The 25,124-nt window shown below is 45.7% G+C and carries 17 protein-coding genes; 6 read left to right on the forward strand and 11 right to left on the reverse strand.

Annotation, left to right across the window (positions count from 1 at the left end; genetic code table 11):
* Window positions 1-6: 6 nt before the first annotated feature.
* Together QUA03_RS05230 and ccsB are read right to left on the reverse strand one after the other, a co-directional pair.
* The gene (locus tag QUA03_RS05230) at window positions 7-432 is read right to left on the reverse strand and encodes a KGK domain-containing protein (protein WP_333210289.1); all 426 of its coding nucleotides are present in this window, start codon (window positions 430-432) and stop codon (window positions 7-9) included.
* A 271-nt stretch (window positions 433-703) separates the two neighbouring features.
* Window positions 704-1,774: a c-type cytochrome biogenesis protein CcsB gene (ccsB, locus tag QUA03_RS05235; RefSeq protein WP_333210291.1), complete on the reverse strand. Its 1,071-nt coding sequence runs from the start codon at window positions 1,772-1,774 to the stop codon at window positions 704-706.
* 662 nt (window positions 1,775-2,436) lie between these two features.
* On the opposite strand from ccsB, the gene QUA03_RS05240 reads away from it, so the two are divergent.
* Window positions 2,437-3,333: an Rpn family recombination-promoting nuclease/putative transposase gene (locus QUA03_RS05240; protein ID WP_333210293.1), complete on the forward strand. Its 897-nt coding sequence runs from the start codon at window positions 2,437-2,439 to the stop codon at window positions 3,331-3,333.
* Window positions 3,334-3,554: 221 nt separating this feature from the next.
* Here QUA03_RS05240 and QUA03_RS05245 read toward each other — a convergent pair whose 3' ends face one another.
* The 4 genes from QUA03_RS05245 to QUA03_RS05260 form a co-directional block, all read right to left on the reverse strand.
* Complete coding sequence (locus QUA03_RS05245; protein WP_333210294.1) at window positions 3,555-5,339, reverse strand: GmrSD restriction endonuclease domain-containing protein; 1,785 nt, start codon at window positions 5,337-5,339, stop codon at window positions 3,555-3,557.
* Window positions 5,340-5,478: 139 nt separating this feature from the next.
* On the reverse strand, window positions 5,479-9,600 hold the full coding sequence (locus QUA03_RS05250) for a CHAT domain-containing protein (protein ID WP_333210296.1): 4,122 nt from the start codon (window positions 9,598-9,600) through the stop codon (window positions 5,479-5,481).
* 1,206 nt (window positions 9,601-10,806) lie between these two features.
* Window positions 10,807-12,561, reverse strand: coding sequence for a DUF3352 domain-containing protein (locus tag QUA03_RS05255; protein ID WP_333210298.1), 1,755 nt, complete (start codon window positions 12,559-12,561; stop codon window positions 10,807-10,809).
* 331 nt (window positions 12,562-12,892) lie between these two features.
* Window positions 12,893-13,984 (reverse strand): hypothetical protein, encoded by a 1,092-nt coding sequence (locus QUA03_RS05260; protein WP_333210300.1) that lies wholly within the window; start codon window positions 13,982-13,984, stop codon window positions 12,893-12,895.
* 339 nt (window positions 13,985-14,323) lie between these two features.
* Here QUA03_RS05260 and QUA03_RS05265 point away from each other — a divergent pair, with 339 nt between their 5' ends.
* Both QUA03_RS05265 and QUA03_RS05270 read left to right on the forward strand, forming a co-directional pair.
* Entirely contained in the window at window positions 14,324-15,508 is a 1,185-nt protein-coding gene (locus QUA03_RS05265) for a transposase (protein WP_333210301.1), read from the forward strand.
* 125 nt (window positions 15,509-15,633) lie between these two features.
* Entirely contained in the window at window positions 15,634-16,872 is a 1,239-nt protein-coding gene (locus QUA03_RS05270; protein WP_333210302.1) for an LL-diaminopimelate aminotransferase, read from the forward strand.
* A 248-nt stretch (window positions 16,873-17,120) separates the two neighbouring features.
* Here QUA03_RS05270 and QUA03_RS05275 read toward each other — a convergent pair whose 3' ends face one another.
* The 3 genes from QUA03_RS05275 to QUA03_RS05285 all read right to left on the reverse strand — a co-directional run bounded on the left by QUA03_RS05275 (window position 17,121) and on the right by QUA03_RS05285 (window position 19,559).
* On the reverse strand, window positions 17,121-18,584 hold the full coding sequence (locus QUA03_RS05275) for a class I SAM-dependent methyltransferase (RefSeq protein ID WP_333210303.1): 1,464 nt from the start codon (window positions 18,582-18,584) through the stop codon (window positions 17,121-17,123).
* The gene (locus QUA03_RS05280) at window positions 18,581-19,123 is read right to left on the reverse strand and encodes a type II restriction endonuclease (protein ID WP_333210305.1); all 543 of its coding nucleotides are present in this window, start codon (window positions 19,121-19,123) and stop codon (window positions 18,581-18,583) included. Before QUA03_RS05280 ends, QUA03_RS05275 begins: the two co-directional genes overlap by 4 nt.
* Window positions 19,124-19,316: 193 nt before the next feature.
* Window positions 19,317-19,559: a helix-turn-helix transcriptional regulator gene (locus tag QUA03_RS05285; RefSeq protein WP_333210307.1), complete on the reverse strand. Its 243-nt coding sequence runs from the start codon at window positions 19,557-19,559 to the stop codon at window positions 19,317-19,319.
* A gap of 215 nt (window positions 19,560-19,774) precedes the next feature.
* Between QUA03_RS05285 and QUA03_RS05290 the strand changes: the two genes are divergently transcribed.
* The gene (locus tag QUA03_RS05290; protein WP_190731698.1) at window positions 19,775-20,038 is read left to right on the forward strand and encodes a hypothetical protein; all 264 of its coding nucleotides are present in this window, start codon (window positions 19,775-19,777) and stop codon (window positions 20,036-20,038) included.
* A gap of 58 nt (window positions 20,039-20,096) precedes the next feature.
* Here the strand turns inward: QUA03_RS05290 and QUA03_RS05295 are convergent, their stop codons facing one another.
* Complete coding sequence (locus QUA03_RS05295; protein ID WP_333210309.1) at window positions 20,097-20,702, reverse strand: hypothetical protein; 606 nt, start codon at window positions 20,700-20,702, stop codon at window positions 20,097-20,099.
* Window positions 20,703-20,705: 3 nt separating this feature from the next.
* Complete coding sequence (gene cofH / locus QUA03_RS05300; RefSeq protein ID WP_333210311.1) at window positions 20,706-21,863, reverse strand: 7,8-didemethyl-8-hydroxy-5-deazariboflavin synthase subunit CofH; 1,158 nt, start codon at window positions 21,861-21,863, stop codon at window positions 20,706-20,708.
* Window positions 21,864-22,003: 140 nt separating this feature from the next.
* On the opposite strand from cofH, the gene QUA03_RS05305 reads away from it, so the two are divergent.
* Both QUA03_RS05305 and QUA03_RS05310 read left to right on the forward strand, forming a co-directional pair.
* The gene (locus QUA03_RS05305) at window positions 22,004-23,221 is read left to right on the forward strand and encodes a glycosyltransferase (RefSeq protein WP_333210312.1); all 1,218 of its coding nucleotides are present in this window, start codon (window positions 22,004-22,006) and stop codon (window positions 23,219-23,221) included.
* Window positions 23,222-23,301: 80 nt separating this feature from the next.
* Window positions 23,302-25,104: a glycosyltransferase family 39 protein gene (locus tag QUA03_RS05310; RefSeq protein WP_333210314.1), complete on the forward strand. Its 1,803-nt coding sequence runs from the start codon at window positions 23,302-23,304 to the stop codon at window positions 25,102-25,104.
* The last annotated feature ends 20 nt before the right edge of the window (window positions 25,105-25,124 follow it).

Below are 25,124 nucleotides of genomic sequence, written 5' to 3' on the forward strand. Positions count from 1 at the left end.
GCCTTTTTAGCTCCACATTCCTATACTTTGGGGGTCGCGGTCGGGATACCTTGAAATAGGAAAATGATTACTTATTTCTGTTGAGTCACATTGATTTAATGGCTCATCTATATTGGTTTGATTTGAGCTAGCTACGGCGTAGTTTTGCACGGTATCTGATCTTTCTGCAGCGGCAGGAAGGGCTTTTTGTTCTTTAATTTCCGCTTCAAGCGGAATGAACTCCAGACGCATTCTAAGTTTTCCTTTAGTCCAATCTTTGCCAGCACTTAAGAACTCGCAATCCAGACCATCTGAAAATAATTTTTCGTCTACCAATTTCGCCTGCATAATGGCCATAAATTCGCTGACTTTGAATGTACATTGATACATCAAAGCGCTGGTAGGGGCAGACACCACATCGTCTTCTCGGGGAAATATTGGCGATTCGTCCATATTAATTGTCGTTATTTTAATGAAGGAAGGAAGTTCGGCAACGGATTTTGTAACGGATGTAACGGATGTGAGGAAGAGCGAAGTTATAAGAAGGAAGAAGGCCATTCGACTTCGCGATCTGGTAAAAAAAGGGAAGAAGGAAGAGGGAGTTGATTATTAGAAACTCGCTGGTTGAGTAAGGTGGGAATTGCCCACCCTACAACCGGAGATGATATTAATCCCGATTCTTTGACTTATCCTGTTCTTCTGTGGCCCATTGGTGGATCAGGAATTAGAAAAACCAACCGTAGGAATGTAAACCTTTGCCTAACAGATTAACGCCTAGATAGCAAATCCAAACTACCACAAAACCTGTGGCGGCTAAAATTGCTGGGCGTCTTCCCTGCCAGCCGCGAGTAATGCGGGCGTGCAGGTAGGCAGCAAATACCAACCAAGTAATTAGTGCCCAAGTTTCTTTCGGGTCCCAACTCCAGTATGATCCCCAAGCTTCGTTAGCCCAAACCGCACCGGCAATAATGCCAACTGTCAGTAAAGGGAATCCTAAACCGATGATGCGATAGCTAATGTTATCAAGAGTTTCTGCTAGATTCAAGCGCTGGGGCGATAGAAGTTCTGCGGTTTGAGTTGGGGCGGTTGATGCGGTTTGAACGGTGGCTAATTCGAGCACTGCGGTGGTGCCTAAACCGTTATTGTTGGAGTTGAAAGAGGGTTCGCTGAAAACTAAGGCGCTGTCGGCGCTGGTTTCTGCATTTTGAAGTTCGGGGTTTTGAGGGCGTTGGAGGCGGTAGTTGCCGTTGCGGTTGCTGTTGGTGCCGAAGGAACTACCGGTGAGTTCGATTTTTTGGCCGCGGGTGACGATTAAAAAGGCGATCGCCAGTAACGCTCCTACCATTAAAGTTGAGTAACTGAGCATCATGACGCTAACGTGCATCATCAGCCAGTTTGATTTGAGGGCGGGTACTAGGGGCTCTGCAGACTGCATGGTGGCGGGCAGAGTCAGGGCTGCAAAGGCGGATATTGCCATTGCTACGGGGGATGTGGCTACTCCTACTAAGCGGGAACGACTCATGTTTTCCGCGACTAGGTGGATGGCGGTGATTCCCCAAACTAGGAAAAATAGGGATTCGTAGAGATTGCTTAAGGGGAAGTAGCCGGCTTCTATCCATCGAGAACCGAGTAAAGCGGCGATGGAGAGGTTGGCGACGGCCATTCCTGCGGTTCCTAGGGCTGATAGGTAGGGAATGCCGGGGAATGCTGCGCCAACCCAGTAAATGAGCATTGTGGAGAACAAAACGGCAAAGGAGATGTTGTCCAGCCAGTTCTGGAGTACGACCAGATCCATAAAAATTACTCCGGTAGTGTTTTTACTTATTTTTGCTAACTAGATCGATCGTACTGGCGTTGGGCAGTTTTGGGTTTGGGATTTTGAATTTTTGTGGCAATTATGAGTGATTGGCGGTTGTTGAGGTACGGGCGGGCGATCGCGCGGACGCATCAAACAAGCTACTATTGACCCACCAGACGAGTGTCACCCCGTCAAGTCACGCTTGTTGATTCTGGCTGAGGGCTTGAGGTTGGATGAGTTCCCAGTAAGGAAACACGGAATGCTGATGGGCGAAATTCGATCGCCGATTAACAAAATTAGGACTTACGCGCGGGGGGCCAGAAACCGGGTTTTTTTAGGAAAATCCTTCGTTCGTACTCGAAGATTAAGTAAAAAACCCGGTTTCTTTGTCGGGAGTGCGTCTAGGACTGAAAATATAGGATGTTTTTTGATCTGGGGCGATCTGGAATCCTTTAGAATTGATTGAGCTGATTACCGACTTGCTGTTTTTGCAACCAGCAAAAAAACGGAAGCCCCCGACAATCGTTGTGGATACTCCCCAAATTTTAGACTAAAGCTCAACCTCCCAGATTTATCAAGGCGAGTCAAATCTAAAATCTAAAATCTAAAATCGACTGAGGGTTCTAGCAGTTGCATAGGTTAGAGGAGATGTTGGGTTAATGCGTCGAGATTCAATATTTTACAAGTTATTTCAAGAAGCTCCGACGCTGCTGTTTGAGCTATTGGAAGAGTCACCATCGAATGCGGAACAGTATCGATTTGACTCCGTGGCGGTGAAGGAACCGAAGTTTGAAATTGATGGGGTGTTTTTGCCGCCGGATGCTGAGCCGGGACTTGTATATTTCTGTGAGGTGCAGTTTCAGCGGGATGAATTGTTGTATGAGCGATTGTTTGGTGAGTCGTTTTTGTATTTTTATCGCAACCGTCAGCGATTTACAGATTGGGAAGCGGTGGTAATTTATCCGAGTCGATCGACTGAACAATCTGAAACGCATCCGTATAGATATCTCTTGAACTGCAATCAGGTGCATCGCGTATATTTGGATGAGTTGGGGGATATTGAACAGTTGCCGCTGGGGGTGGCGCTGATGGCTTTGACGACGATCGACGAAGCGAGTACGCCGGAAGCGGCGCGATTGTTGCTGGCGCGATCGCAGCGGGAGGAATCTGAGGCAGCGAGTCGCGCCATAATAGATATGCTGACGACGATACTGGTTTACAAGTTTACAAATTTGAACCGAAGGGAGGCAGAGGCGATGTTAGGGATTACGCTTGAGGAAACTCGGTTTTATCGGGAAGCGAAGGAAGAAGGCATCGAACAAGGCATTGAACAAGGCATTGTGCAAGGCCGCGAACAAGAAGGAAGAGCCTTGATTTTACGTCAGTTAAATCGCCGTCTGTTAAATCAGCGAGTTGGAACATTACCGGAATCTATCACCACTAGAATTGCTGATTTGTCGATCGAGCAAATTGAAACTCTAGCAGAGGAATTGTTAGATTTTCAGTCGATCGAGGATTTAGAGGTTTGGCTGGAGAATTTGCCGCAGGGAGAGTGATACGAGGTTAGGAATTGTACTTGAGGGGGCGATCGCGCCATTTACGCGCACAAACAAATCAAACGTACCCCCCCTCTACTTCCTGGGTTTTGGGGTTCTTTTGGTGCATCCGCCGTTGCTGAGAGGATGTTCAGGGTGCGATCGGGGATGATTCCGGCGGATTAGAAGCGGATTGATGATGGTGGAAGATGTTTTGGGCGATCGAACTTTTTTAATCTTCGTCAACTACTTTTTTTGAAACGTTCAGAAACAGCAAGTACTTTTGGTCCTTCAGCTTCTACCGTTGAAGAATTCTCTCTAAAAAAAGCTTTTTTACCCACAAATGACATAGCTTTTTGAGATGGAATATTAATGATAATCACAGAGAATCCCTTGTAGAATATAGTATCAATTTTCATCAGAACCTGAGTCTTTAATGTGTCAGTCAAAGCAGATTTTTTGATTGCATTAATTAATATCCCAACATGATCCTCTAGTGTTTTACCTAAAAACTTAGCTTCTCTATCAATTCCTACAACATATCTATCATTGATTTCAATAGGATTAATTGCATCTAAAATTTTAATTTTTTCGGCATCTTCCTTTTTGTCAGCTACTCCAATGAAAATATATCCATCAGTGTCGGGATCGGAGTTGGCAATTCCGCAAATTGTCTCAACAAGTCTCTGAGGTAAACCATCATTTAGTTTTCTACTTGTTGGTGACAGATCGAGGAAACCTTGCTTGCACTCATACTTGGCAGTTTCTATACGAGAACGAAGTAAGGAATTTTTGAAATTTTGTATCAACTCTGCACCGTATCCCGAAGTTGATGAATCTTGCTTTGCGAAGTAGTCTTGTATCAATCCCTTGGTTTGATTAATATTATTTCGACGATCTTGTATCTTTGCATAGCGATGGCTTAGATCTAACTTATTTTGAAGATTTTTGAGTGCCTCCATAATCCCTTGAGGATTAGCAGGTAGAAGCTCTGATTCAATTACTAATTCAAAAAAAGCCATGAAAATTGTATAAAATGCCTGGGGAATTGGATTACTACTGCCTGAGTTTACAATATTTACCAAGCACTTGTTACCCTGGCTATATGTTTCAATAGTTTCTGCCAGAAGGGAAAAAGTTTTTACAATATTTTCTTCTAGTCTATTTGAGCCATAAATGGCTAGAGCATTCTCTATTGACTGGAAGTAACTACTCTCTTCATCGTACAGATTATCTAGCCTCTCTCTGCTTCTTGGGAGGGGTTCATTAAGTAATATCGAGGCTGAAATATCTGCGATCATATCTTCATCGTTACTGTCACGCAGTTGAGATATTGTAAGAATTCCTTGCTTGCACCACAAAGTGTCTTCTGCTTGAATGCCATACCCTTGATTATTTGGTTTGGAATCAATACTAACCTGCGGCATATCAAATAGGCGAAGCGTTTTCGGACTATCATCCCCGCGCAACTTCATCGCAATTGTACGAACCACTTCTGCAAATGGTGTGGTTACACCTGCTTGTCGTTTCTCTTGATTACTTAAATGTTTACCACCGGAATTTATTCTACCAAAAACCTCTGTTATGTCGCTTTCATCCATTGCGCTATAGATAGTTACTGCAAGCTGATAATCTAAAATGTCGGCACATTCTGTTCTCGATAAAGGATAAAAATTTTCTACAGTATCAAATACTTGCTCATCAGCTAATTGTTTAGCATAGGAGAACTCGTTAAGATCGAAATACCTGTTATCAAAGGAAAACACATTTTCAATAAAACCACAAATAGCATTAAGTCGCTGCATACCATCTATGATTTCATACTTGCCACTTCCATGAATTAAAGGACGTTCAGCTAAGAGAATTAAAGGAATTGGGTATCCCTTTAAAATGCTTCCCATCAGGTTTTCTTTTTCGTCAATCGACCAAATTAATTTTCTTTGATACTTTCTGTTCACCAATAAGTTACCTGACCGATAAAGCCGATAAGCCTCAGTGACTGTCATGCCGCGTGGAACAATGCTCATACTCCCGCTCCCGATAAGTCAAGATTTTTATAATAGTATAATACTGTCGCTCGAAGATTATGCGACAGTTACAGCGCAAAAGTTGCTAACAGTCGATCGCCCGCAAAGTCAAACAATCGATCGACTAAAACAAACCCTATTACCAAGGATTACCAATCATTCTAAAAGCAGACCAATAATAAGGATGAGAGAAATTCTGAGTCGTCGTGTTTGCCAATTCCGGGGGTAACGGCAGATTGCCAACAGAAGTGTGCAGCATCCCCCCTTCAATTCGCACTTCTCCCCGCAACATCGCTAATTGCGCTTGTCGCAGTGCTTCTGATTTAATCGGAGCAGTTTTCAACTGCCCGTAAAACTCCGACATCAACCCCAAACTGCCCTCGTCGCTGACATACCAAAGAGTCGCCATAGCCGATTTAACCCCGGCTTGCACGGCTAACCCGCCAAAGCCCAACTCGGCCTCTTGATCGCCCACAGCAGTCCTGCAAGCACTCAAAACTAACATTTCAACTTGCGGGCTGTGCCATCCCATTTGTCGTAACTGATCCAAACGCAGTTTAGTATCCCACAACTGAATAAAGGAGTGGCTGGGATCTCCCGATCGAAATTCGGCGTGAGTAGCCAAGTGAATCATTCCAAAAGGATACTGCTGGCGCTGCGATTTCAAATTAGCGAGGGTAAAAGCTTCATTCAAGAAAGACTTGCCCGGCCACTGCTGCGGGGTGATGGTCGATACTTCTATTTCCGCCGCAGGCAAAGGACTCATATCTGCAAATTGCGACGCCCCCATTGCCAGAACTTGGGTATTTTTGAAATTGGTGGCGCTGGTATCTGTCAAACTCAGACTCGGCATCGATCCAACACTGTAACGCTCTACCAGAAAGCCTTTACCGTCGTGCAGCGCACCCATCGGTATCGATCGCAACCCCATATCTGAGATAAAAGATAAATTCTCAATGCCTTTGGCTTGCAGTTCTGCTTCGAGCGGCGCTACCATCCACTGGTAAAGTTGCTGAGCCAAGGGCAAATAACTTTTAGTGTTGCGCTTTACCGGATTAGTCAGTTCATCGCGAAATTTCCGAACAGCTTCCATTACCTGGGCGCGAGAGGTTCCAGGGATGCGCTGGCGAACGGGCACACCTTCCGGGGTGATCACCATCATTTCCAGTTCGTCAGAGGCTTGAATTTGGTGTTCTACGCGCAAGATGGGGGAACTACTGTAAGGCCGATCAACTGTAGAACCCTTGGGTAAGAAGCTGATATAAATGAGAGCTGGTTTGATGCCTGTGGCTTGTTGGACGCCACGAAGGGTATTTTGGGCATCTTCTAGGGTGGCGATCGCATTTGTTGATGGCAAACTTAGGTAATCGGCAAACTCCCTGGTAAATCTCTCCTCCACAGGAAAAATAACGGCATCGACGTTAGTTGGCAACCTGGAAGCGTCAAGATTCCCAAGTGCGGGAGGTGAAATGCGCTGTTGCAAGGAATTAGATATCTGGTTTTGCTCTTGCAAGCTGGGCGAAAACAAAGGATTTGTGCTGGGTGGCTGGTTGACAGCGAGCTCCGGTGTCGGTATCGGTGCGAGATTTATCGGCGCAGCAGCAGGCGCAACCACTGGATTTTGAGTAATTGTTGGTGCTGGTGGCACATTTGAGACTGGTGCTGGATTTTGAGTAATTGTTGGTGCTGGTGGCACATTTGAGACTGGTGCTGGATTTTGAGTAATTGTCGGTGCTGGTGACACATTTGAGACTGGTGCTGGATTTTGAGTAATTGTCGGTGCTGGTGACACATTTGAGACTGGTGCTGGATTTTGAGTAATTGTCGGTGCTGGTGGCACATTTGAGACTGGTGCTGGATTTTGAGTAATTGTCGGTGCTGGTGGCACATTTGAAACTGGTGCTGGATTTTGAGTAATTGTCGGTGCTGGTGGCACATTTGAGACTGGTGCTGGCGCGGGTGCGGGCGCGGGCGCGGGTGCTGGTGCTGGCGCGGGTGCTGGCGCGGGCGCGGGTGCGGGCGCGGGTGCTGGCGCGGGCGCGGGTGCTGGCGCGGGCGCGGGTGCGGGCGCGGGTGCTGGCGCGGGCGCTGGTGCGGGTGCGGGTGTTGGTGCGGGTGCTGGTGCTGGTGCTGGCGTGGGCTCTGGTGCTGGTGCGGGTGCTGGTGTTGGTGCGGGTGCTGGTGTTGGTGCGGGTGTTGGTGCGGGTGTTGGTGCGGGTGTTGGTGCTGGTGTTGGTGCGGGTGTTGGTACTGGTGTTGGTACTGGTGTTGGTACTGGTGTTGGTGCTGGTGTTGGTGCGGGTGTTGGTGCTGGTGTTGGTGCTGGTGTTGGTGCGGGTGTTGGTGCTGGTGTTGGTGCTGGTGTTGGTGCTGGTGCTGGCGTGGGCTCTGGTGCTGGTGCGGGTGTTGGTGCTGGTGCGGGTGTTGGTGCGGGTGCTGGTGCTGGTGCGGGTGTTGGTGCGGGTGCTGGTGCTGGTGCGGGTGCGGGTGTTGGTGCGGGTGTTGGTGCGGGTGCTGGTGTTGGTGCTGGTGTTGGTGTTGGTGCGGGTGTTGGTGCTGGTGTTGGTGCTGGTGTTGGTGCTGGCGATACTGAAGAAGCCGTAATGTTAATTTGCGTCGGCTGTACTATCTGAGGGCTGGGGCTGAAATAACCTCCCTGTGTAATAACATTTTCCTTCTTTGGACCCCCAGTGGCAATGCTGCCAGCAGTACCGTTGAGTTTGTTATAGTCGGCCCCAACGCTGAAAGGAGTGTTCGAGGCTTCGCCACCGTGGCGAATGGTGATATCTCCACCATTGGCGCTACCAGTAGTGGATGCGGAAATGCTGCAAGCTTGCGACAAGCAATTGTTATCGTTTGTGAAAGTGCCTGTAGCTCGGAAATTACCGCCGGCTGTAATGTCAATCTCTCCTCCGCCTGTTCGGCCTTCGGTGTTGATATGGGTTACTTGGATATCGTTGCGGGCGTTGAGAGTGACTTCGCCACCTTGTTTTTCTTGGGAGTTGGCGTCTATGGACCCTGTTTGAATGCTGCTTGAGGGTGCTGCAATACTAACGTCTCCGGCGTTGCTGGTTTTGTCGATCGACCCTGCCTTGATATTGCCTGTTTCTACTTTTCCGGTACGGCTGGTGACGGTGATGTTGCCGCCTGCGGTGGTGTCGGAATGGGAGTCGAGATCGACAGTGCGAATGTCGCCACTAGCTTGTAGGGCGATTGGGCCGCCTTGGGAACTTGTCAGGTTTCCGCTGACTGTAATGGTGTTGGCTGCTTGAATGTCGATCGCCTGAGCGTTTGCATCTTTTAGTGCCACGTCCCCCGCAGCTAATGCTCGGTTAGAGGCCGTGAGTACCACTTCACCGCTGGCATTGACGCTGATGCCTGTAGCGTTTGTTTCACCAATGCCGGTGAGCAGTTCGGGCAAGGATGCGATCGAGAATGTCGAAGCTGTTGGCGCTGTTCCTGGGCTCGTCGCTGAGGGCGGCTCGATTTCCAAACTCAGCAAATTGCCTCGCTGGCTGACGCGGACTAAATTTTTCCCGATGACTGACGCTACGGTAATTTGACCGCCTGGGGCAGAAAGGCGGCCGGTGCTGACAACTGTGCCGCCCACCAAGGTTAAGTTCTGCCCTGACTTGACTGCTAAGTCGGCTGTGTTGATAATTGCCCCTGCTCGATCGGCCCCAAAAGTAAAGGAATTGGGCGGGCCTGTCAGAGATGCGTAAGTGCTACTACCGACAGCGTTAAACGAGTTTGAACCAAATCCAATAGCGGTGGCGGTGGTTGCTGTGAAAGAAGCCGGCACGTTTAAGCTGGCACTGTTGCCAAATATGATGCCGGATGGATTCATCAGAAACAAGTTAGAATTGCCGCCGGTTACTTGAATTAAGCCGTTAATAATCGAGGGGTTGCCGCCGCCTATGCCCGCTAAAATGTTGCGAATGTTGGGGTTTGATATAAAGTTGGCAATCTGATTTTCCGACAAGCCGAATTCTTTAAAGCTGTGGAAAAGATTTTGTCGATCGCTCGATAATTGTCCGCCTTCTATATCGAAGCGAGTTGGCTGCCCAGGAGTTCCGTTTTGCGCTCCGGGAGTGACGGTAGTACCCGTTGCGTCCGCCGCTGGAACAATTGTTTGACCTTCGGCTTTTGCTTGCCAAAAGTAAAGATTTATTAAGACTATTTGCAGAGCAAGTGCCAGTTTGCTTATTCTTGCTTTTGATAGAAATTTCGACGTTTTTTGAATATTTTTGACGGCTTTCATAGGTTTTTAATGGGTAAAATATATAAATCACAGAAATTCGGTAAAGAAATCGCCTTTTTAGAAAAAACTTGGGTTGACGGCTGTGTCACTAAATATCTGCACATCTGTGCTGTGTCTGGTCAATGTGCGTAGAAGATTGGAAATCCACCCCTCATTTTCAGAGGGGTATTAGTGAGTTATTCTGTGAGTCTTATTGCTAAGTAAGCTTGACCTGGTAAATGTTCACGTTCCCTTGTTAGGAAAGCGATACGCTTTATCAACCTGTTTACTCGTTCCTTAATCGCCTTCGACACTGCATAATGCTGGTGTTTACATCACGGTGTTATGACCAGATGAAAGTGGTCAGTTAAGACGCTTGACGGCAGGTTCCCATGTTGTACAGGTGCTGACTAGAAATGCCAATATCTGCATAGGTTTTTCGGAACAGTTGAAGACGCTATATTTATGAAGCAACCGGGTTCCTGAGTGCAAGTGCATTTAGGAGTCAATGGGTAGAATTTGCCTCTGCTTTTGCAATTTTCTCAGCGTATCTTCTCCACATTCTAAATATAACTTGAAATGCCTAGGCTCTGTATCTTCCGCATGACATATTAATAAAAAATAACAAAAACGGCTTTTCTAGAGGCTATCCGACGCCTAGAAGCCCGGTTTTTTAAATATTATTGATAGTCTGAAGGAAGGATGGGGGTTCAAAAACTAGGTTTCTGCGTCCAAGACTGACCGGGAAACATCCCAAAATATTTTATACACAACAAAAAAAACTATATGCTTGCCGAAAATTAAAATTATGGAAAGAAGAAATGAGAAGGAGTCAAAAGAAAGAATTCAGAAGGTAGAATACCCCCTGCCTCAAGTGATAGTTAAGGGTCACGGAAAAATTTTTTGTGATCCACGATTAAAATCGGGGCTTTAAACCTCGATTCTCGATCCTGTCGCACAGAATCCCTTCTGGATTCTGGCTGCTGAATTCTTCTTCAGTAAGTCAAATTGTTAGAGTATTCAGAAACCCGGTTTATTTAAAAAACCGGGTTTTTGGGTTTATTTGTGTGAGGTTTTGTGAAGTAAAACTCCTTAAATCCGGCTCTATTTCCTTCTTGCAGTCAACTCCACTATTGCGGATTTTGAGCTGCTGCTTTTCGGTTTTAATCGATCGCCCTGTGGGTGTTTAAGGGGGTGTGCAGGCGGATTTGTGGCAGGATTTAAGAGTTAATTGGGTGAAGTTTGGACAGTGGGCGAGGGGCTGGGTGAAGCAGAGCGCGGTGAAGCAGGGCGCGGTGAAGGATTTGCAGAAGGAGTGGATGGGGTGGATTTTTTGAGACCGACAAAAGCGTCATAACGGGTGGTACGATCGCCAATGACGGCCGCTGTAACGCCGATCGACCGCGTGGCGTCTATCCACATTTTTTGGTTGGGAGGAAACTCCGGCAAAGCTAGGTTTTTCGGGTTAAACGCACTCTCGGTGTCAATGAAGAAATTGCCGTTGTGGGGTTTAAGTTCCGATCGGACAGTTTTCTGGAACAGTTCGCTGCTTAAAAGCGGACTTTTCGGTTCCGGAATGATCGAATCAACCACGGGAGCTCCTACTGTCATAAACGCTACATTGTTCATCCAGCCGCGAGTTACCGTAATCCCTCCAAACGGCGATGTCCATTTAATCGCCGGTTTGCCACCGACTTGAATTTCCTCCACTCTAAATCCTTTACTTTTCATGGTTTCATCAAGCTGTTTCAGGGATTTGTTCGCTGCGCCCTGGTTGTTTGTTTCCACCATAAATACAAATCCGGCCGCAAATTTGTCTCTGGGATTCTGGGCGGGCGCTGGTATTAATGATAAAGAAAATTCTCCCGCCATCCAGTTCATCAAGTCTTTATCTAAATCCAAGCCGGTAGTGGATTTTAAACCTGTGCGTAAAACTTGGGGATTAATTGGGGAAATCGGGTTTGCATCGGCTCCTAATACGTAGTCTTGCCACAAACGCTGCAAGTTGCCGCCGGATACCATCATTATTGTATTGTTTGGCAGGCGGTTAACCATTTTTAGAGCATTGTTTTCTACTGCTATCCTTCTGGTAGAATCTGGTTTTAGCCAAGAGACTGATTTGAAGGCAATTCCTTCTACATCCAGCGTCGCTGTGGTGGCAAATCCCTGATTTTGTTGCAGTTTTTCGAGGCTTTCTGGCGAAATTTCACGGGCTGAGTTGGCGGCGGCATAGGCGGTGGCAACGGGCATATTGACGTAGATTTGACCGAAAGCGCCCGGACTTTTTATTTTGTCTATGGCGTCTGCATAGCCAGGGGTTTTTGCGAGGGAAGGTTCGCCTTTGTAGGTGTCGATTATTCTGTCTGTAGCGCTAGGATCTGTGGTGACTGCTAGATAACTTGTGCCGAGTACCGCGACGGAGAAATTGCGATCGGGTACGCCTTGAGTTTCTGTGACTTGCACACCTTTATAATTACGCTCAACAATTTTTCCTTGGCTGAGGGGTCTGGATTTTGCTAATAATTCTTTGGCTTTGATCGGGTTGGCAATTGGCAGGATAATTGCCACTGACTGTTGAATTGGCGGAGATGGGGGCGCGTTGGGTGCCGGCGAGGGGGCTGGTATAGCTATTTTGTTGCGGAGAAAGGCTACCATTGCTGTGTTACCAACCCAGGGTTGAATGTCTTGCTGGTAGGCGTAGCCGTTGCTTGTGAGCAGGCGATCGCGCATTTCCGTTAAAAACCTCTCAAACGAAGCTTTTGACTCCGGCGTGCCAAATTCTCGCAGTCTATTCCACTGCGATTCATCGGTGGTGATGGATAGGGCCATCATCGTGTCTTGCGGGACAACCGTTGCCCCCGGCGGCAAATCTTTGGCGGGCCCACGGGAAATGACGAGGTAGTAGGTGACAAAGCCTAAACCGATCAGAAGTGTGGCGGCTCCGATCGTAAACAGCAGGGAAGATTTATCTTTCTTAAACATTATTCGTAAGGTTCGGGTGCTCGCAACATGATAGATTATTTTCTTGGCTCATGTAACAGATACATTAGCAGATACATTTAACCGGGCAAATCTAGGAAAGTTGACTGTTGACTGTTGACTGTTGACTGTGAGCCGAAAAACAAATGATGGTTGAGTGTTGAGTGTTGACTGTTGACTGTGAGCCGAAAAACAGAAAATTGTGCTTATATTTGGTGGCAGATTGAAGGAGACTTTACCAGCAGAACGATGCTACCGGATTTGATATAAGTCCGTGGAACGAAACCCCACACCAAAAATGTGGCAAGACTTTTGTGAAATGGTATTAACTGAATCAGTTTCTGGCCTTAAAGTCTTTAAAGATAGTTTGAAATGAGTACATCAGTCGGTGGACATCGTTTGTGGCTGTCGGAACAATGTTGAGTTCCCATTTTTTGCGAGCGGTAGTTAGCAGTTTTGCTACGGGTTGGGAGTAACTGTTAGAAATGAAATAGCTGCCGCCTTCGTAGCGAATATCTGACGCTAAGCCGATAAAAGCACCGGCAATTTCTAGTTTTAGTTCTGAGGTGCTGTGTTCCGATTTTACTGCTAAAATCACCTGCGAGTGCCGGGGTTCGCGGTTGAGCAAGCGGCAGATATTCGCTTCTTTTTGGTACAAAATTAAAACGTTACAGTTGTGCAAAACTCCGGCTCTACCTTGGACTTTTACTCCTAGGTGAACTTCCAGGGCTGGTTTGTCAGGAAATTCCACAACAGCATGAGTATAGGGATGTGCAGTTCCGTGGATTTTTCCCGCTGTCTTTCTAAATGTTAAATATTTCGGTGTTTCGTCGTCTAAAACATTGTTGTAATAAATAGTACCGCCTTCATTAGCAACAGCTTTTAGCAGAATAGTGAAGAGGTAAGTATCAAAAATTCTGGATTGTTCTGCCGCTGTGTTAAATTCAGGATCGATCGAGCTTTTTAATTTGCTTTTAATTTCGGAATTGATGGCGTAGTTGCTGGGCCCGGAGGGCAGTTTTTCGAGCAAGTGCTTGAGGGCGATCGCCTGTTTGTGACGGGGGGCTGTGACGCTGGAGGTAAACTCAATTGTTTTGGCAGTTTCGCCACCTGAATTGGCAAAGGTAATTTTTGTGCCGAGGGGAGAGGTTTCTGATTCTACTTTCAAGAAATAAGCAATTTCGTCTTCCATTTCGGAAGTGTTCACAGTCGCTTGCTCGACAGCATCAATTAACAGCAAAAGTTGTTCTTTTGCGGTATAATCTTCTATCTTGAGGAGGGGTGTTTTTCTTTTGAGCGATCGCTCTTCAATTACTTTGCCTATCTCTACAGTATCCGCTACTTGTTGAACTACCCAACCAAAATTAAACTCATCCAGAATTGCCGCCAGTTCTTGATAGAGTTTGGCGTACTCGATCTCGTCCATAATTGTTTCTGCGCTGCACACTATTCTGATTATACAAGCAGATTTGATTTTTTGGTCAATGGCTGTTGAACAACTACCCAGATTGCCTGTAATGGCGGATTGGCCGAGTGTTCGAGTGTTCGAGTGGGAAAATCTTTGTCTTGGCCCAACATCCATCGGTTACATAGGTTAAATCCCGTACACTGCTGGTTGCCGAACTTGCTGCTGCTTGAGAGAGACAATTGGGAGATGATACTAAACGGCAGTTTCATAAACTTTTCTTGACATTTAAGACATCTTGTCCAAAAAAACACGGTGTTTTTGTCCTTTCGCGGTCTGTGACTGGTAAAATAAGTATTAATGTTGGCACTCCTGACTCGCTCCCTGGCTATGTACGCCCTGAAGCTAGAACTCAAACTCAACAATGCTGAACGTACCCTAATGGCGCGACATGCTGGTTACGCTCGGTTTTGCTACAACTTGGCTTGTACCCTGTACATGGGCGTGATGGACATCAAAGTCAGCCGTACCCGAAAGATTGCCGAAATAAAAAAAAACTTCACCAACTTCATCAAAAAACAACCAGAATATCAATGGACTAATACTTTATCATCCCGCGTTTATCAAAACGCTTTCATTGCCTTCAATAACGGCCTCGAACGCTTTTTCAAAGGGGGGAGCGGGTTTCCTAATTTCAAACGCAAGAAGTCCGGGGACTCCTTTACCGTAGACAGCAGCAATGGGCCAATATTTCAGATGGCTGGCAATCGCATAAAAATTCCCACATTGGGAACGTTTCGTCTGAAAGAAGCTATCGGGTACAACTGTTGTTCTCAAACATTTACCATCAGCCGTACTGCGGATAAATGGTACGTCAGTTTTACAATAAAAGCGGACAAAATCCCCCCTTTATATCACTCCGTATCTGAACCGATAGGCATAGATTTAGGAGTATCCACCTTTGCCACCTTGAGTGACGGTACGGTATACCAACTGCCAGATTCCCTAAAAACAGCGAAAATCAAGCTAGGGAAACTACAGTACCGCCACCGTCACCAGCAATTAGGAAATAGAAAAGTTGGTATCAAAACCTCGAAAAACGCTCGGAAATTTTATCGAAAGCTTGCTAAAAAACACGCCGATATTGCCAATAGGCGGCGAGATTTCTTACAGAAAACAACGACAGAAATCAGCCAAAGGTACGCTCACATTTGCATCGAAGATTTAAATATTTCTGGCTTGGCAGCAAATCACAAACTGGCTGCTGCAATTTTACATTCAGGGTTTTATGAATTTCGACGAGAACTCACTTATAAATCTCCCATCTACGGCACTGTTGTCGAAGTGGTAGATAGATGGTATCCTTCATCTAAAACTTGCTCAAAGTGCGGTAACATTCAACCGATGCCACTTTCGGAGCGAGTGTTTGTTTGTGAGGCTTGTGGTAACAGTTGTCATCGAGATTTGAATGCCGCAATTAATTTAGCGTCGGTCTCAAGAGATAGAGTAAGGATGGCTAGTCCTGAATTCACGCCTGTGGAGTAGAAGGAGCCGACTCCCTACGTAGAAGCAGGAAGTAAGTTTTAAGTGTCCGAGATGTTAGTCTTGTCCGCTTTATGTCAATCTTATGTAGCAGTAAGCTATTCTACGACATTTGTAGCGATCGAACTATGGCAACTATCAACGACAACTACCTTAAACTCAAAGCTGGCTACCTGTTTCCTGAGATTGGGCGCAGGGTGAAAGCCTTTGCAGAGGCGAATCCCGAAGCGCCCATCATTCGGCTGGGGATTGGCGACGTGACTGAACCACTACCGGCTGCTTGTCGCCAAGCGATGGTGGCGGCGGTGGAAGAAATGGGTTCGCGGGATACCTTTAAAGGATACGGCCCGGAACAAGGTTATGAGTGGCTGCGGGAGAAAATTGCCGAGCACGATTTCAAGTCGCGGGGATGCGATGTTGATGCTTCGGAAATCTTTATTTCTGATGGTTCTAAGTGCGATTGTGGCAATATTCTCGATATCTTTGGCAACAATAACACGATCGCAGTTACCGATCCAGTTTATCCGGTGTATGTAGACACTAACGTGATGGCTGGGCACACCGGAGATGCGAACGAAAATGGCGAATACGGCGGCTTAGTTTACCTGCCAATTACAGCAGAAAACAATTTTACTGCGGAAATTCCCACAGACAAAAAAGTCGATTTAATTTACTTGTGTTTCCCGAATAACCCGACGGGGGCAACTGCAACTAAGGAACACTTGCAAGCTTGGGTAAATTATGCTAAAGCTAACGGTTCGATTATTTTCTTCGATGCGGCTTACGAAGCGTATATTACCGATCCGAGTTTACCGCATTCTATCTACGAAATTGAAGGGGCGCGGGATTGTGCGATCGAATTTCGTTCTTTTTCCAAAAATGCTGGTTTTACGGGTACTCGCTGCGCGTTAACCGTTGTACCGAAGACTTTGACTGGAAAAGCAGCAGATGGTTCCGATGTCGAAATTTGGAAATTGTGGAACCGCCGCCAATCTACTAAATTTAACGGAGTTTCTTACATCGTGCAGCGCGGTGCTGAGGCCGTTTATTCTGAGGCTGGCAAGGCACAGATTCAGGCATTAGTCAATTTTTACATGGAAAATGCTGCGATTATTCGCGAGAAATTGACAGCCGCAGGAATCGAGGTTTTTGGTGGCGAAAATGCACCTTATGTGTGGGTGAAAACGCCTCACGGTTTGTCGAGTTGGGATTTCTTTCAGAAGTTGCTGGAAACTTGCAATGTGGTGGGAACTCCGGGTTCTGGTTTTGGTGCGGCGGGTGAGGGTTATTTCCGCATTTCGGCGTTTAATAGTCGGGAGAATGTGGAAGAAGCGATGAGACGGATTGTGGAGAAGTTTAAGATGTAAAAGGGCGAGAGATAAATCTTTTTGGGGCCGGGTTCTTCGGCCCACCCCATAAGAAAATTGATCTCTTCTGGAACAGGCATCTTGCCTGTTCATGCAAATGCTGAAAAATGTGAGTTATAATCAGCTTACTGCCGAATTTTCAGGCAGCCACTCCACAAATTCCTCGAAGTTTACGAGCTTGGGTAAAGTTAGAGTTATAGGTTTTCATAATTACTGATAATATAAATTATATCTCTATCCATCTGCGTTTATCTGCGTGCATCTGCGGTTACAAACTCCCAATCTGCCAGTAGTGCCAGATTCAGACAATTTAAAATACTGGATTTAATCGGGCGCTTTTCATCCCAAAATACGATCGCTGAATAAAAGTTAATCGCCGCCGGTGAATTCAAAAGCTCAAAAGTTTGACGCGCAACTCCCTCGTCGTCAAAGCCGAGAAAGTAAACAGTATCATCAAAAACCACAGGTTTATCAGCTATTTCACCGATCAACCTAAAATCCAGTTTTTTATAAAGCCCGCAAATCGCAATTTTCCAAAGTTTGAAGGTATAATCGCCAACTCCAAAAATCGAAAATCGAGGGTTGTTTTGATAAATTTTGCTTTTTCGATTATCTAAATATTGCCCGCAATCCTCCAGATAGCGCCCGGTTTTAGGAGCTATTTTTTTGATATTTTCAGTTGACTCCCCGATAAATTTTTGAGTAATGAGCATATATCGATCGGTAGCATTAATTCGATTTTGAGCAACACCAGAGCCTTTGATTAGCGGAAACAGATAAGTGTCCTCAATATCGACAACTTCTCCGAATGTATTTACAAAATAATTGTCTATTTTGCGAAACTCCATCACGTTAGAACAGTCGTGCTTTACACCAGATCGCCATTTTGTCCCTGAATTCACAGCATATAAATTACTCAATTTACTGAAAGAATTTATATCCTTAACCAAGAGATTGTTGTGATATCCAATTCGGTGACAGTCTGAAGTTTCTAAACTGCTAAATACATCGCAGAAGTAGTTTCGCGAATGAGCATCAAATTTGCAGACTAACAAACAAGCATCAACATTTGCATCAAAATATTTTTTAGCATCTATTTTGTAAGTTGCACAGTCAGCCAGATTGAGTTTTTGAGAGTGAAGGTAATTCAATAACTTTCTAGCAGTCGAAGTCTTGCAAAGCATCGCTAGATCGGCATCGCGCTTTTGCAGCCATTGCACCGCCTGAATCAGCATCCATTCTGAGATATCGAAGTTACTCTTACCTGTGAGAGCATCTAAGCCCCTGTGATTTTGAAAATTGTTTTTCTTAGGTAAATTTTCGCTACCAATAGTTCCTTGTTGCGAGTTGGTCACCCATGGAAAGTTGCCGAGTACAAGCAGTCGAGTGCTACATCGATCGAGTAATGATTTCCAATTAAAATCAAAGAAATCTCCGTGCCAAATATCGCATCTCTGATCCTGAAATAATTGCTTATTTAGTCTGACTTCTTTTAAGTAATTTTGATTTATTTCAACCCCGATAATTTTGGATGCGGATGGAAACGAACGTGCAGCAGCTTGAATAAAATTACCGATACCGCACGTCGGCTCAATTATGGTGCCAGGATTGACATTAAGTTCTACTAATTTTCGACATACCATCTCGGCTAATGCCGGCGGTGTCTGAAAATCGCCGTATTCTAGTTTGGTTTTGCGATTGTTAGAACTCATTGGTTAGATTTATAAACTGCGATAACACCTTCCTGTTGTCCGGCACGCTCAATGACCCTTCCATACTGAAGTCGCCATTGCAACGCATTAGAAATGGTCAAATAACCTTGCAAGGGTGGGTTTCTCAGTATTTCGTCTGCAATGTTACCTGCTTCAATTTCGTCAACAGGTAGATTTTTGTCAAACATGAAAGCAAGCAAATCATCTTTATTGCCTTCGTTATCTAAAATATAGCGAATTCCACGGGTCATTTGAAAATCTGCTGTTCTTTCGGCACTAACGTAAATTGTATGCAAAATATTCAGCGTTGCAGTTCGGATGGTACTGTTGTCTGTCTTTTCGTAAACAAAGATAATCAGTGAATATCCCAGCCCAAAAATCTTTTGCCTTGCAGATTTGAAAGGACATGACGACTGCGGTTGCCTAACACTTGTTACCTTCACGTCAACCAATATCCCTGGGAAATCGATGCCGCTTGCTGAATTGCCATCTATAAATTCATATTGCTGCTTGAGATAGAGTCTGAACTTTTGCTCCAAATATGTTCCAACAGCCTTTCCGTCTGTGATTCCGTAAAGCAGAGGTTCCGGGTGTTGAGACTCGGCTGCTGAAAATATTGCCGCCTCAGAACAAAGAATTTATACGGTCAGAGTTGTCATTTTGATGAACCACCACATTTTTAATTGGCTGAGAAGGTAAACAGTATCATTATTATTTGCCACTCTTAATATTCTATCCATCAGCATCGCTGGGAAAACCAAATTGGTCTGGTAATTCAGCAGAGGTAATTTGCAGAATCTCTAGCAACTTCTTGTATTGAACAGGCGTTAGCTTCGGTACAGATCGCCCGGATTCCCAGTTCCTTACCGTCGCTTCCGTAACGCCAAGTGCTTCTGCTAGCTGCTTTTGAGTCATAAACCGCTGAACTCTCAGTCGCATTAGGGGCGATCGCTGGGCTCTTTCTGAGATTTCCATAGGCTATTTGTTACTTTATGTTAAATAATGCACGGTTTTATTAAATACGTTGACGCATACCGTTATTTGATTTACGCTTATAGCAATAGAGATTAGACAGCACCAGCTAAGCCACTTGTGCTGTAGGGGAATTGCTGTCTTTTCTTCAACTTGTTATTGTACGCGGTTTTACCGTTACAAAGCATCAAACCTATCCAAAATTATTAGTCAAAGCTATGTTGCAAGATTCATCATCGAACCAAACATCGCCCAATGTTTTAACCAACCAAACCTTTGAGGCCGATCGCGAAGCAGTCCGTCACGTCATCATCGGTTCGCCGCTGGGGGTACGGCGAACTATCCACCAACTGCACGCATTGCGCTACGAAGAAGCTGTTCGTTGGACTCATCCGATCGCCATTCCCGACAATCGCATCATTATTACACCCGATCAGGGAGAAATCATGAGTCTTTTAGTGAAATTAATCCGCCTGCAATGAAGTCATAAATGTGCGATCGCTCTTTCTAGAATTGAGTCAAAAGTGCGATCGCGATTATTCAGCCATCTCGTACCATCCAAACCAGCATTCCCAAAATTTCGTCCACCGGAGGCAAGGCATAGTCATTAAGATCGATCGATACAATTTTTTCCTCTAGTTTGAGAAATCGCCACTGCGTGCCGTTGCTGACACTGCCATAAATAACTGAAATTGGTTTCCCCTTCGCTTCATTAAACTTCTGCATTGCCACCATTTCTGCAACGCACTGTCCAATTCCTGTCTTCAAATCGGCTTTTTTAGCCTCAACAACCGCCACTGCGGGTGCTTCAATCTCCAGCATTTCGGGAGAACGACTAATCAAATAATCACAAATCCCGTTTAGTCCAATTTCATAATCAACCGTAAAGTCTTCCCCCGAAAACAAGCTAATATTCTGCTGCAAAATCTTCCTGACTTCCAGCAGTACCGGAGTAATAATCATTTCCGATCGAGCTTTTTCGCTACCTGTGGCCACAGCTACGGGTAAACTATTTGCCAAAAAATCTGTCAGGGTTGCACTCGGAGCGATCGGAGTTATTTGCGGTAGAAATCGCGGGCCTTCTACAGTTGTTAATCCAAAGGCGTGTTTAACTTTTATAATTGAGGTGAACTCGCTGTAAGACATCGCTCAATTTATCCTACTACTTATTACTGCCAAATTGTCAACCCCTAAAGGTCGATAAATTGTATCTCTTTGCTGATAACTCCGCCCCAAAGAACGAATCGCATTTTGCAAATCTTCCACAGATTGACAACTGCCGCCCACCGCACCGGCCATCGTTGTAATGTGTTCTTCCATCAATGTACCGCCGATGTCGTTGCAGCCCCATTTCAGCGCTTCTGTAGCTCCATCTAAACCTAATTTTACCCAACTCGGTTGGTGATTGGAAATCAAATTGCCTAAGAAGATTCTCGATACAGCGGTGAGTAACAATGTATCTGCTAAAATTGGTTGGTCGCGGCCGACTCGACTCCGCAAAGGTGCCGGTGCTTCCTGTCCGACAAATGGTAGTAAAATAAATTCTGTAATGCGTGCCCGATAGTTTTGGTCGATCGCAGTTTGTTGGAGCGATCGCACTTTTTCTAAATGCAAAACCTGCTGCCCTGCCGTCTCAATATGCCCGCAAAGCATCGTACTCGTTGTCGGCAAACCCAGACTGTGAGCAGTCCCCACAATCTCCAGCCAAGTTGCCGAATTTAGTTTTTCCGGGCAAATCACCCGTCGCACAGAATCGTCGAGAACTTCCGCCGCCGTTCCCGGCATCGAACCCACTCCCGCATCCTGCAAAGCCGAAATTACATAGCTGAAACTAAGATTATCTCCTCTGGCAATAAATTCTATTTCTTGTGGCGAAAAAGCGTGCAAGTGCAACTGAGGAAACTTATCCTTAATAGTTTTCACCAATTGCAGATAATAAGGTAAAAATGCGCCGTTCAGCTTAGCTTGAAGATTTAAGCCACCCTGCATACAAATTTCCGTTGCTCCCCGCTGCACTGCATCAGTTGCCTTTTCCTGAATTTGGGCTGCATCTAACCAAAAAGCGCCCTCATCTTTCTCGTCGCGGCGGAATGCACAAAAACTGCAATGCTGCTCGCAAATGTTAGTAAAATTAATATTCCGATTGATAACGTAGGTGACAGTATCTCCTGATTGTTGGCGGCGGAGCAAGTCAGCGGTTGTTTGAATAGAAGCTCGCGCGTCTGGATCTCTTTGCTGCAAAAGTACCAAGGCTTCTGCAGCAGAAATGTTATAACCTTGTAAAGCTCGATCGAGAATTGCATCCACAGTTTTCTTTTTAACTCAGCTACAGAATTACTGACTAGAATTAAGCCGTTTTTATATTTTAACTAATCAATTATGGAGGAACGATATTTTACAATCTCAAGTGCTACCAAACTATTCTTAACTTTCTGAACACTGAAATTATGGGCAGCTACCAATCAAATCAGGTCTTGCCAGTGCCGTCGGGGCCTTTGCAAATTCCTGCTATACAGACTTTCGGTTCAACTTTTGTAAACGCAGGCACACCACCAATTTATTTTTCCCTGGTAATTCCCACGTACAACGAGCGCAGGAATATCCAGAGTATTGTGGAAAAATTGAGCCAATTGCTTGATGGTATCCTTCCCCGCAACTACGAATTAATTGTAGTCGATGACGACAGCCCCGATCGCACCTGGGAAGTTGCCCTGTCCCTGACACCGGAATATCCGCAATTGCGGGTAATGCGCCGGGAAGAGGAGCGGGGACTTTCCACAGCGGTAATTCGCGGATGGCAGGTCGCTGGCGGTGAGGTTTTGGGCGTCATCGATGCCGACTTGCAGCATCCCCCGGAGACGCTGTTGCAGCTTTTAGCAGAAATTCAGCGGGGAGCAGATTTAGCTGCTGCCAGTCGTCACGTGGGCGAGGGTGGGGTGAGCGACTGGAGCGTTGTCAGGCGATTTTTATCGCGGGGCGCTCAAACCGTGGGGTTGGTGATTCTGCCGGGAGTGGTGGGCCGAGTTTCCGATCCGATGAGTGGCTATTTTATGGTGCGCCGCAGTTGCATAGCCGGCAAAACCATGAATCCTGCTGGTTACAAAATATTGATTGAAGTGCTCGGCAGGGGGGACATCCGCTGGATTGGAGAAGTTGGTTACGTGTTTCAGGAGCGGCAAGAAGGCGAGAGCAAAGTTACCTGGAAACAGTATATTGACTATTTGCGACATTTGCTTCGGTTGCGGTTGGCCCGCTGGCCGATGGGCCGATTCCTGCGGTTTGGCGTGGTTGGTTTCAGCGGCGTGTTTGTGGATATGGGAGTTTTTTACCTGCTGCGGACTGTCCTTGGTTTGGGGCTGACTCGCAGTGCAATCTTTTCTGCTGAAGTGGCAATTATCAATAATTTCTTGTGGAATGATTTATGGACTTTTCGTGATATTTCTAAGCGGCAGCCTGGAAAGCGCCAGCGCTTGAAACGGCTGTTGAAATTTAATGTGATTTGTTTGATTGGCTTGATTATAAATGTGCTGCTGGTGAATCTGCTGTTTAATGTTTTTAAGGTAAACGAATATTGCGCTAAGTTGATTGCGATCGCGACTGTGACTCTGTGGAATTTCTGGATCAATATGAAACTGAGTTGGCGGGTGACGGACGTTCAAAAATAGCTTTTAGTTTGGTTAGTTGTTAGTTCTTATTGGAACTGACAACTAACCACTGCCAACTGCCAATTGCCAACTGCCTTTAGATGACTGAATTAATGATTAAGAACAAACAACTGTTGTTGCTATTTCTATGGACTGTGATCGCCTTTATTTTGCGCTTTGCCAATTTGGACTTGAAACCGCTGTGGACGGATGAGTTTTCTACTCTAGTGTTTAGTTTGGGCAACAGTTTTCGCGGTGTGCCGATCGATCGCGCGATCGACCTTTCTACATTATTACAACCACTACAATTGCGCCCCGATGCTGACACCGGCGACGTGCTCCGCAATTTGCTGCTAGAAAGCAATCATCCACCAGTGTATTTTATGCTCGCCCACTGGTGGATGCGACTGTTTGGGCCGACCGAGGATAGTTTAGTTTGGATAGGGCGAGCTCTTCCTGCATTATTGGGCGTGATTTCAGTTCCAGCTATCTACTTTTTGGGGAAATTTGCTTTTAGTTCTCGTTTAGTCGGTCAATGTGCAGCCGCGATGATGGCAGTTTCTCCCTACGGCATTTATCTCGCTCAAGAAGCTCGCCATTACACTTTAGGAATCTTATTAGTTATTGCCTCTCTTTTTTGCCTCACATTAGCTGCAAAAAAGCTGCAACAGGGCGCTCCTCTGCCTATTTGGGCGGTGCTACTTTGGGTAGTTGTTAATTGTTTGGGAATTGCAGCTCACTATTTTTTTACACTGGCTTTGTGTGCGGAAGCAATAGCATTAATTGCTGTAATATGGCAGCAGTTTAATGGAAATTTGCCAATTGACAACAGCCAGCAGCCTAATATTTTGCCATTTCAAATCCTCTGGCGGTTTTTCGCAGTAGCGATCGGTACTTTAGCTGGCGGTTTAGTTTGGTTGCCGGTATTTTTGTCCAATAAATACGGCAGCGAACTAACTAATTGGATTGTCAGCGGCGATCGCACATTTTTAAATTGGATCGCGCCGATTTTTCAAGCTTTAGCTGGATGGATCACTGTCATCTCTCTGCTGCCGGTGGAATCGCCAAATTTGGTAGTAGTAGTAGCATCGGCGATCGTAATGGCAATATTTTTGATCTGGGCGCTTCCCCTGCTGCGAGGCGCTCTTAAAACTTCCTTAAAAACAACCGATACTCGTTTAGGTACTGTTATTTTCGGCGGATTTGTGCTAGGAGCCATTTTCCTATTTTTCAGCTTTGCATATATTCTCGGAATTGACCTAACTCGCGGCGCACGATACAATTTCGTCTACTTTCCGGGGGTGATATTGCTTTTAGGAGCAACCTTGGCGGTTATTTTTAACACACCTACAGCAAAAAGTCAATCGTTTAATTTACGGGCGATCGAAGTTCCGGGCAAAAAAGCAGTTCTGCTAATTTTAGTAATGGGTTTTTTTAGCGGTGTCACAGTAAATTCCAATCTCGGCTATCGCAAATATTACAAACCCGATATTTTAATTCCAATTATGCGTGAAGTATCGAAAGTTCCCGTGTTAATTGCTACTACTCAAAAGACTCATGTAGAAATAGGAGAGTTGATGGGGATAGGGTGGGAATGGGAAAGAAGTTCGGCAACGGATTTTGTAGGGGATGTAACGGATGTAACGGCTGTTAGGAAGAAAGAAGAAGTTAAAGCCTTTGATTCTCCGCTGTTTCTTTTGGCTAATCAAAGAAGGGATGGCCCGGAAATAGCGGCAGGGACACTTTATAAAACACTCAGTCAATTAGAACGCCCGCTAGATTTGTGGCTGGTTAATTTTCGCGCACCTGTGAATCTAGAAGCACAAAAATGTCAGGTTGAATCGCGCGAGTTGCCTGCGGTGGATGGGTATGAATATCAAGTTTATCACTGTTCCAAGTCATAGGTAAGTCTTAGGGGATGGAT

Source organism: Microcoleus sp. S36b_A4, assembly GCF_036700645.1.
Classification (GTDB): domain Bacteria; phylum Cyanobacteriota; class Cyanobacteriia; order Cyanobacteriales; family Microcoleaceae; genus Microcoleus.

What these genes read in the sequence shown, in the direction of transcription:
- QUA03_RS05230 (WP_333210289.1), bottom strand. Translation starts at nt 432, where the DNA reads ATGGACGAATCGCCAATATTTCCCCGAGAAGACGATGTGGTGTCTGCC.
- ccsB (WP_333210291.1), bottom strand. Translation starts at nt 1,774, where the DNA reads ATGGATCTGGTCGTACTCCAGAACTGGCTGGACAACATCTCCTTTGCC.
- QUA03_RS05240 (WP_333210293.1), top strand. Translation starts at nt 2,437, where the DNA reads ATGCGTCGAGATTCAATATTTTACAAGTTATTTCAAGAAGCTCCGACG.
- QUA03_RS05245 (WP_333210294.1), bottom strand. Translation starts at nt 5,339, where the DNA reads ATGAGCATTGTTCCACGCGGCATGACAGTCACTGAGGCTTATCGGCTT.
- QUA03_RS05250 (WP_333210296.1), bottom strand. Translation starts at nt 9,600, where the DNA reads ATGAAAGCCGTCAAAAATATTCAAAAAACGTCGAAATTTCTATCAAAA.
- QUA03_RS05255 (WP_333210298.1), bottom strand. Translation starts at nt 12,561, where the DNA reads ATGTTTAAGAAAGATAAATCTTCCCTGCTGTTTACGATCGGAGCCGCC.
- QUA03_RS05260 (WP_333210300.1), bottom strand. Translation starts at nt 13,984, where the DNA reads ATGGACGAGATCGAGTACGCCAAACTCTATCAAGAACTGGCGGCAATT.
- QUA03_RS05265 (WP_333210301.1), top strand. Translation starts at nt 14,324, where the DNA reads ATGTTGGCACTCCTGACTCGCTCCCTGGCTATGTACGCCCTGAAGCTA.
- QUA03_RS05270 (WP_333210302.1), top strand. Translation starts at nt 15,634, where the DNA reads ATGGCAACTATCAACGACAACTACCTTAAACTCAAAGCTGGCTACCTG.
- QUA03_RS05275 (WP_333210303.1), bottom strand. Translation starts at nt 18,584, where the DNA reads ATGAGTTCTAACAATCGCAAAACCAAACTAGAATACGGCGATTTTCAG.
- QUA03_RS05285 (WP_333210307.1), bottom strand. Translation starts at nt 19,559, where the DNA reads ATGGAAATCTCAGAAAGAGCCCAGCGATCGCCCCTAATGCGACTGAGA.
- QUA03_RS05290 (WP_190731698.1), top strand. Translation starts at nt 19,775, where the DNA reads ATGTTGCAAGATTCATCATCGAACCAAACATCGCCCAATGTTTTAACC.
- QUA03_RS05295 (WP_333210309.1), bottom strand. Translation starts at nt 20,702, where the DNA reads ATGTCTTACAGCGAGTTCACCTCAATTATAAAAGTTAAACACGCCTTT.
- QUA03_RS05305 (WP_333210312.1), top strand. Translation starts at nt 22,004, where the DNA reads ATGGGCAGCTACCAATCAAATCAGGTCTTGCCAGTGCCGTCGGGGCCT.
- QUA03_RS05310 (WP_333210314.1), top strand. Translation starts at nt 23,302, where the DNA reads ATGACTGAATTAATGATTAAGAACAAACAACTGTTGTTGCTATTTCTA.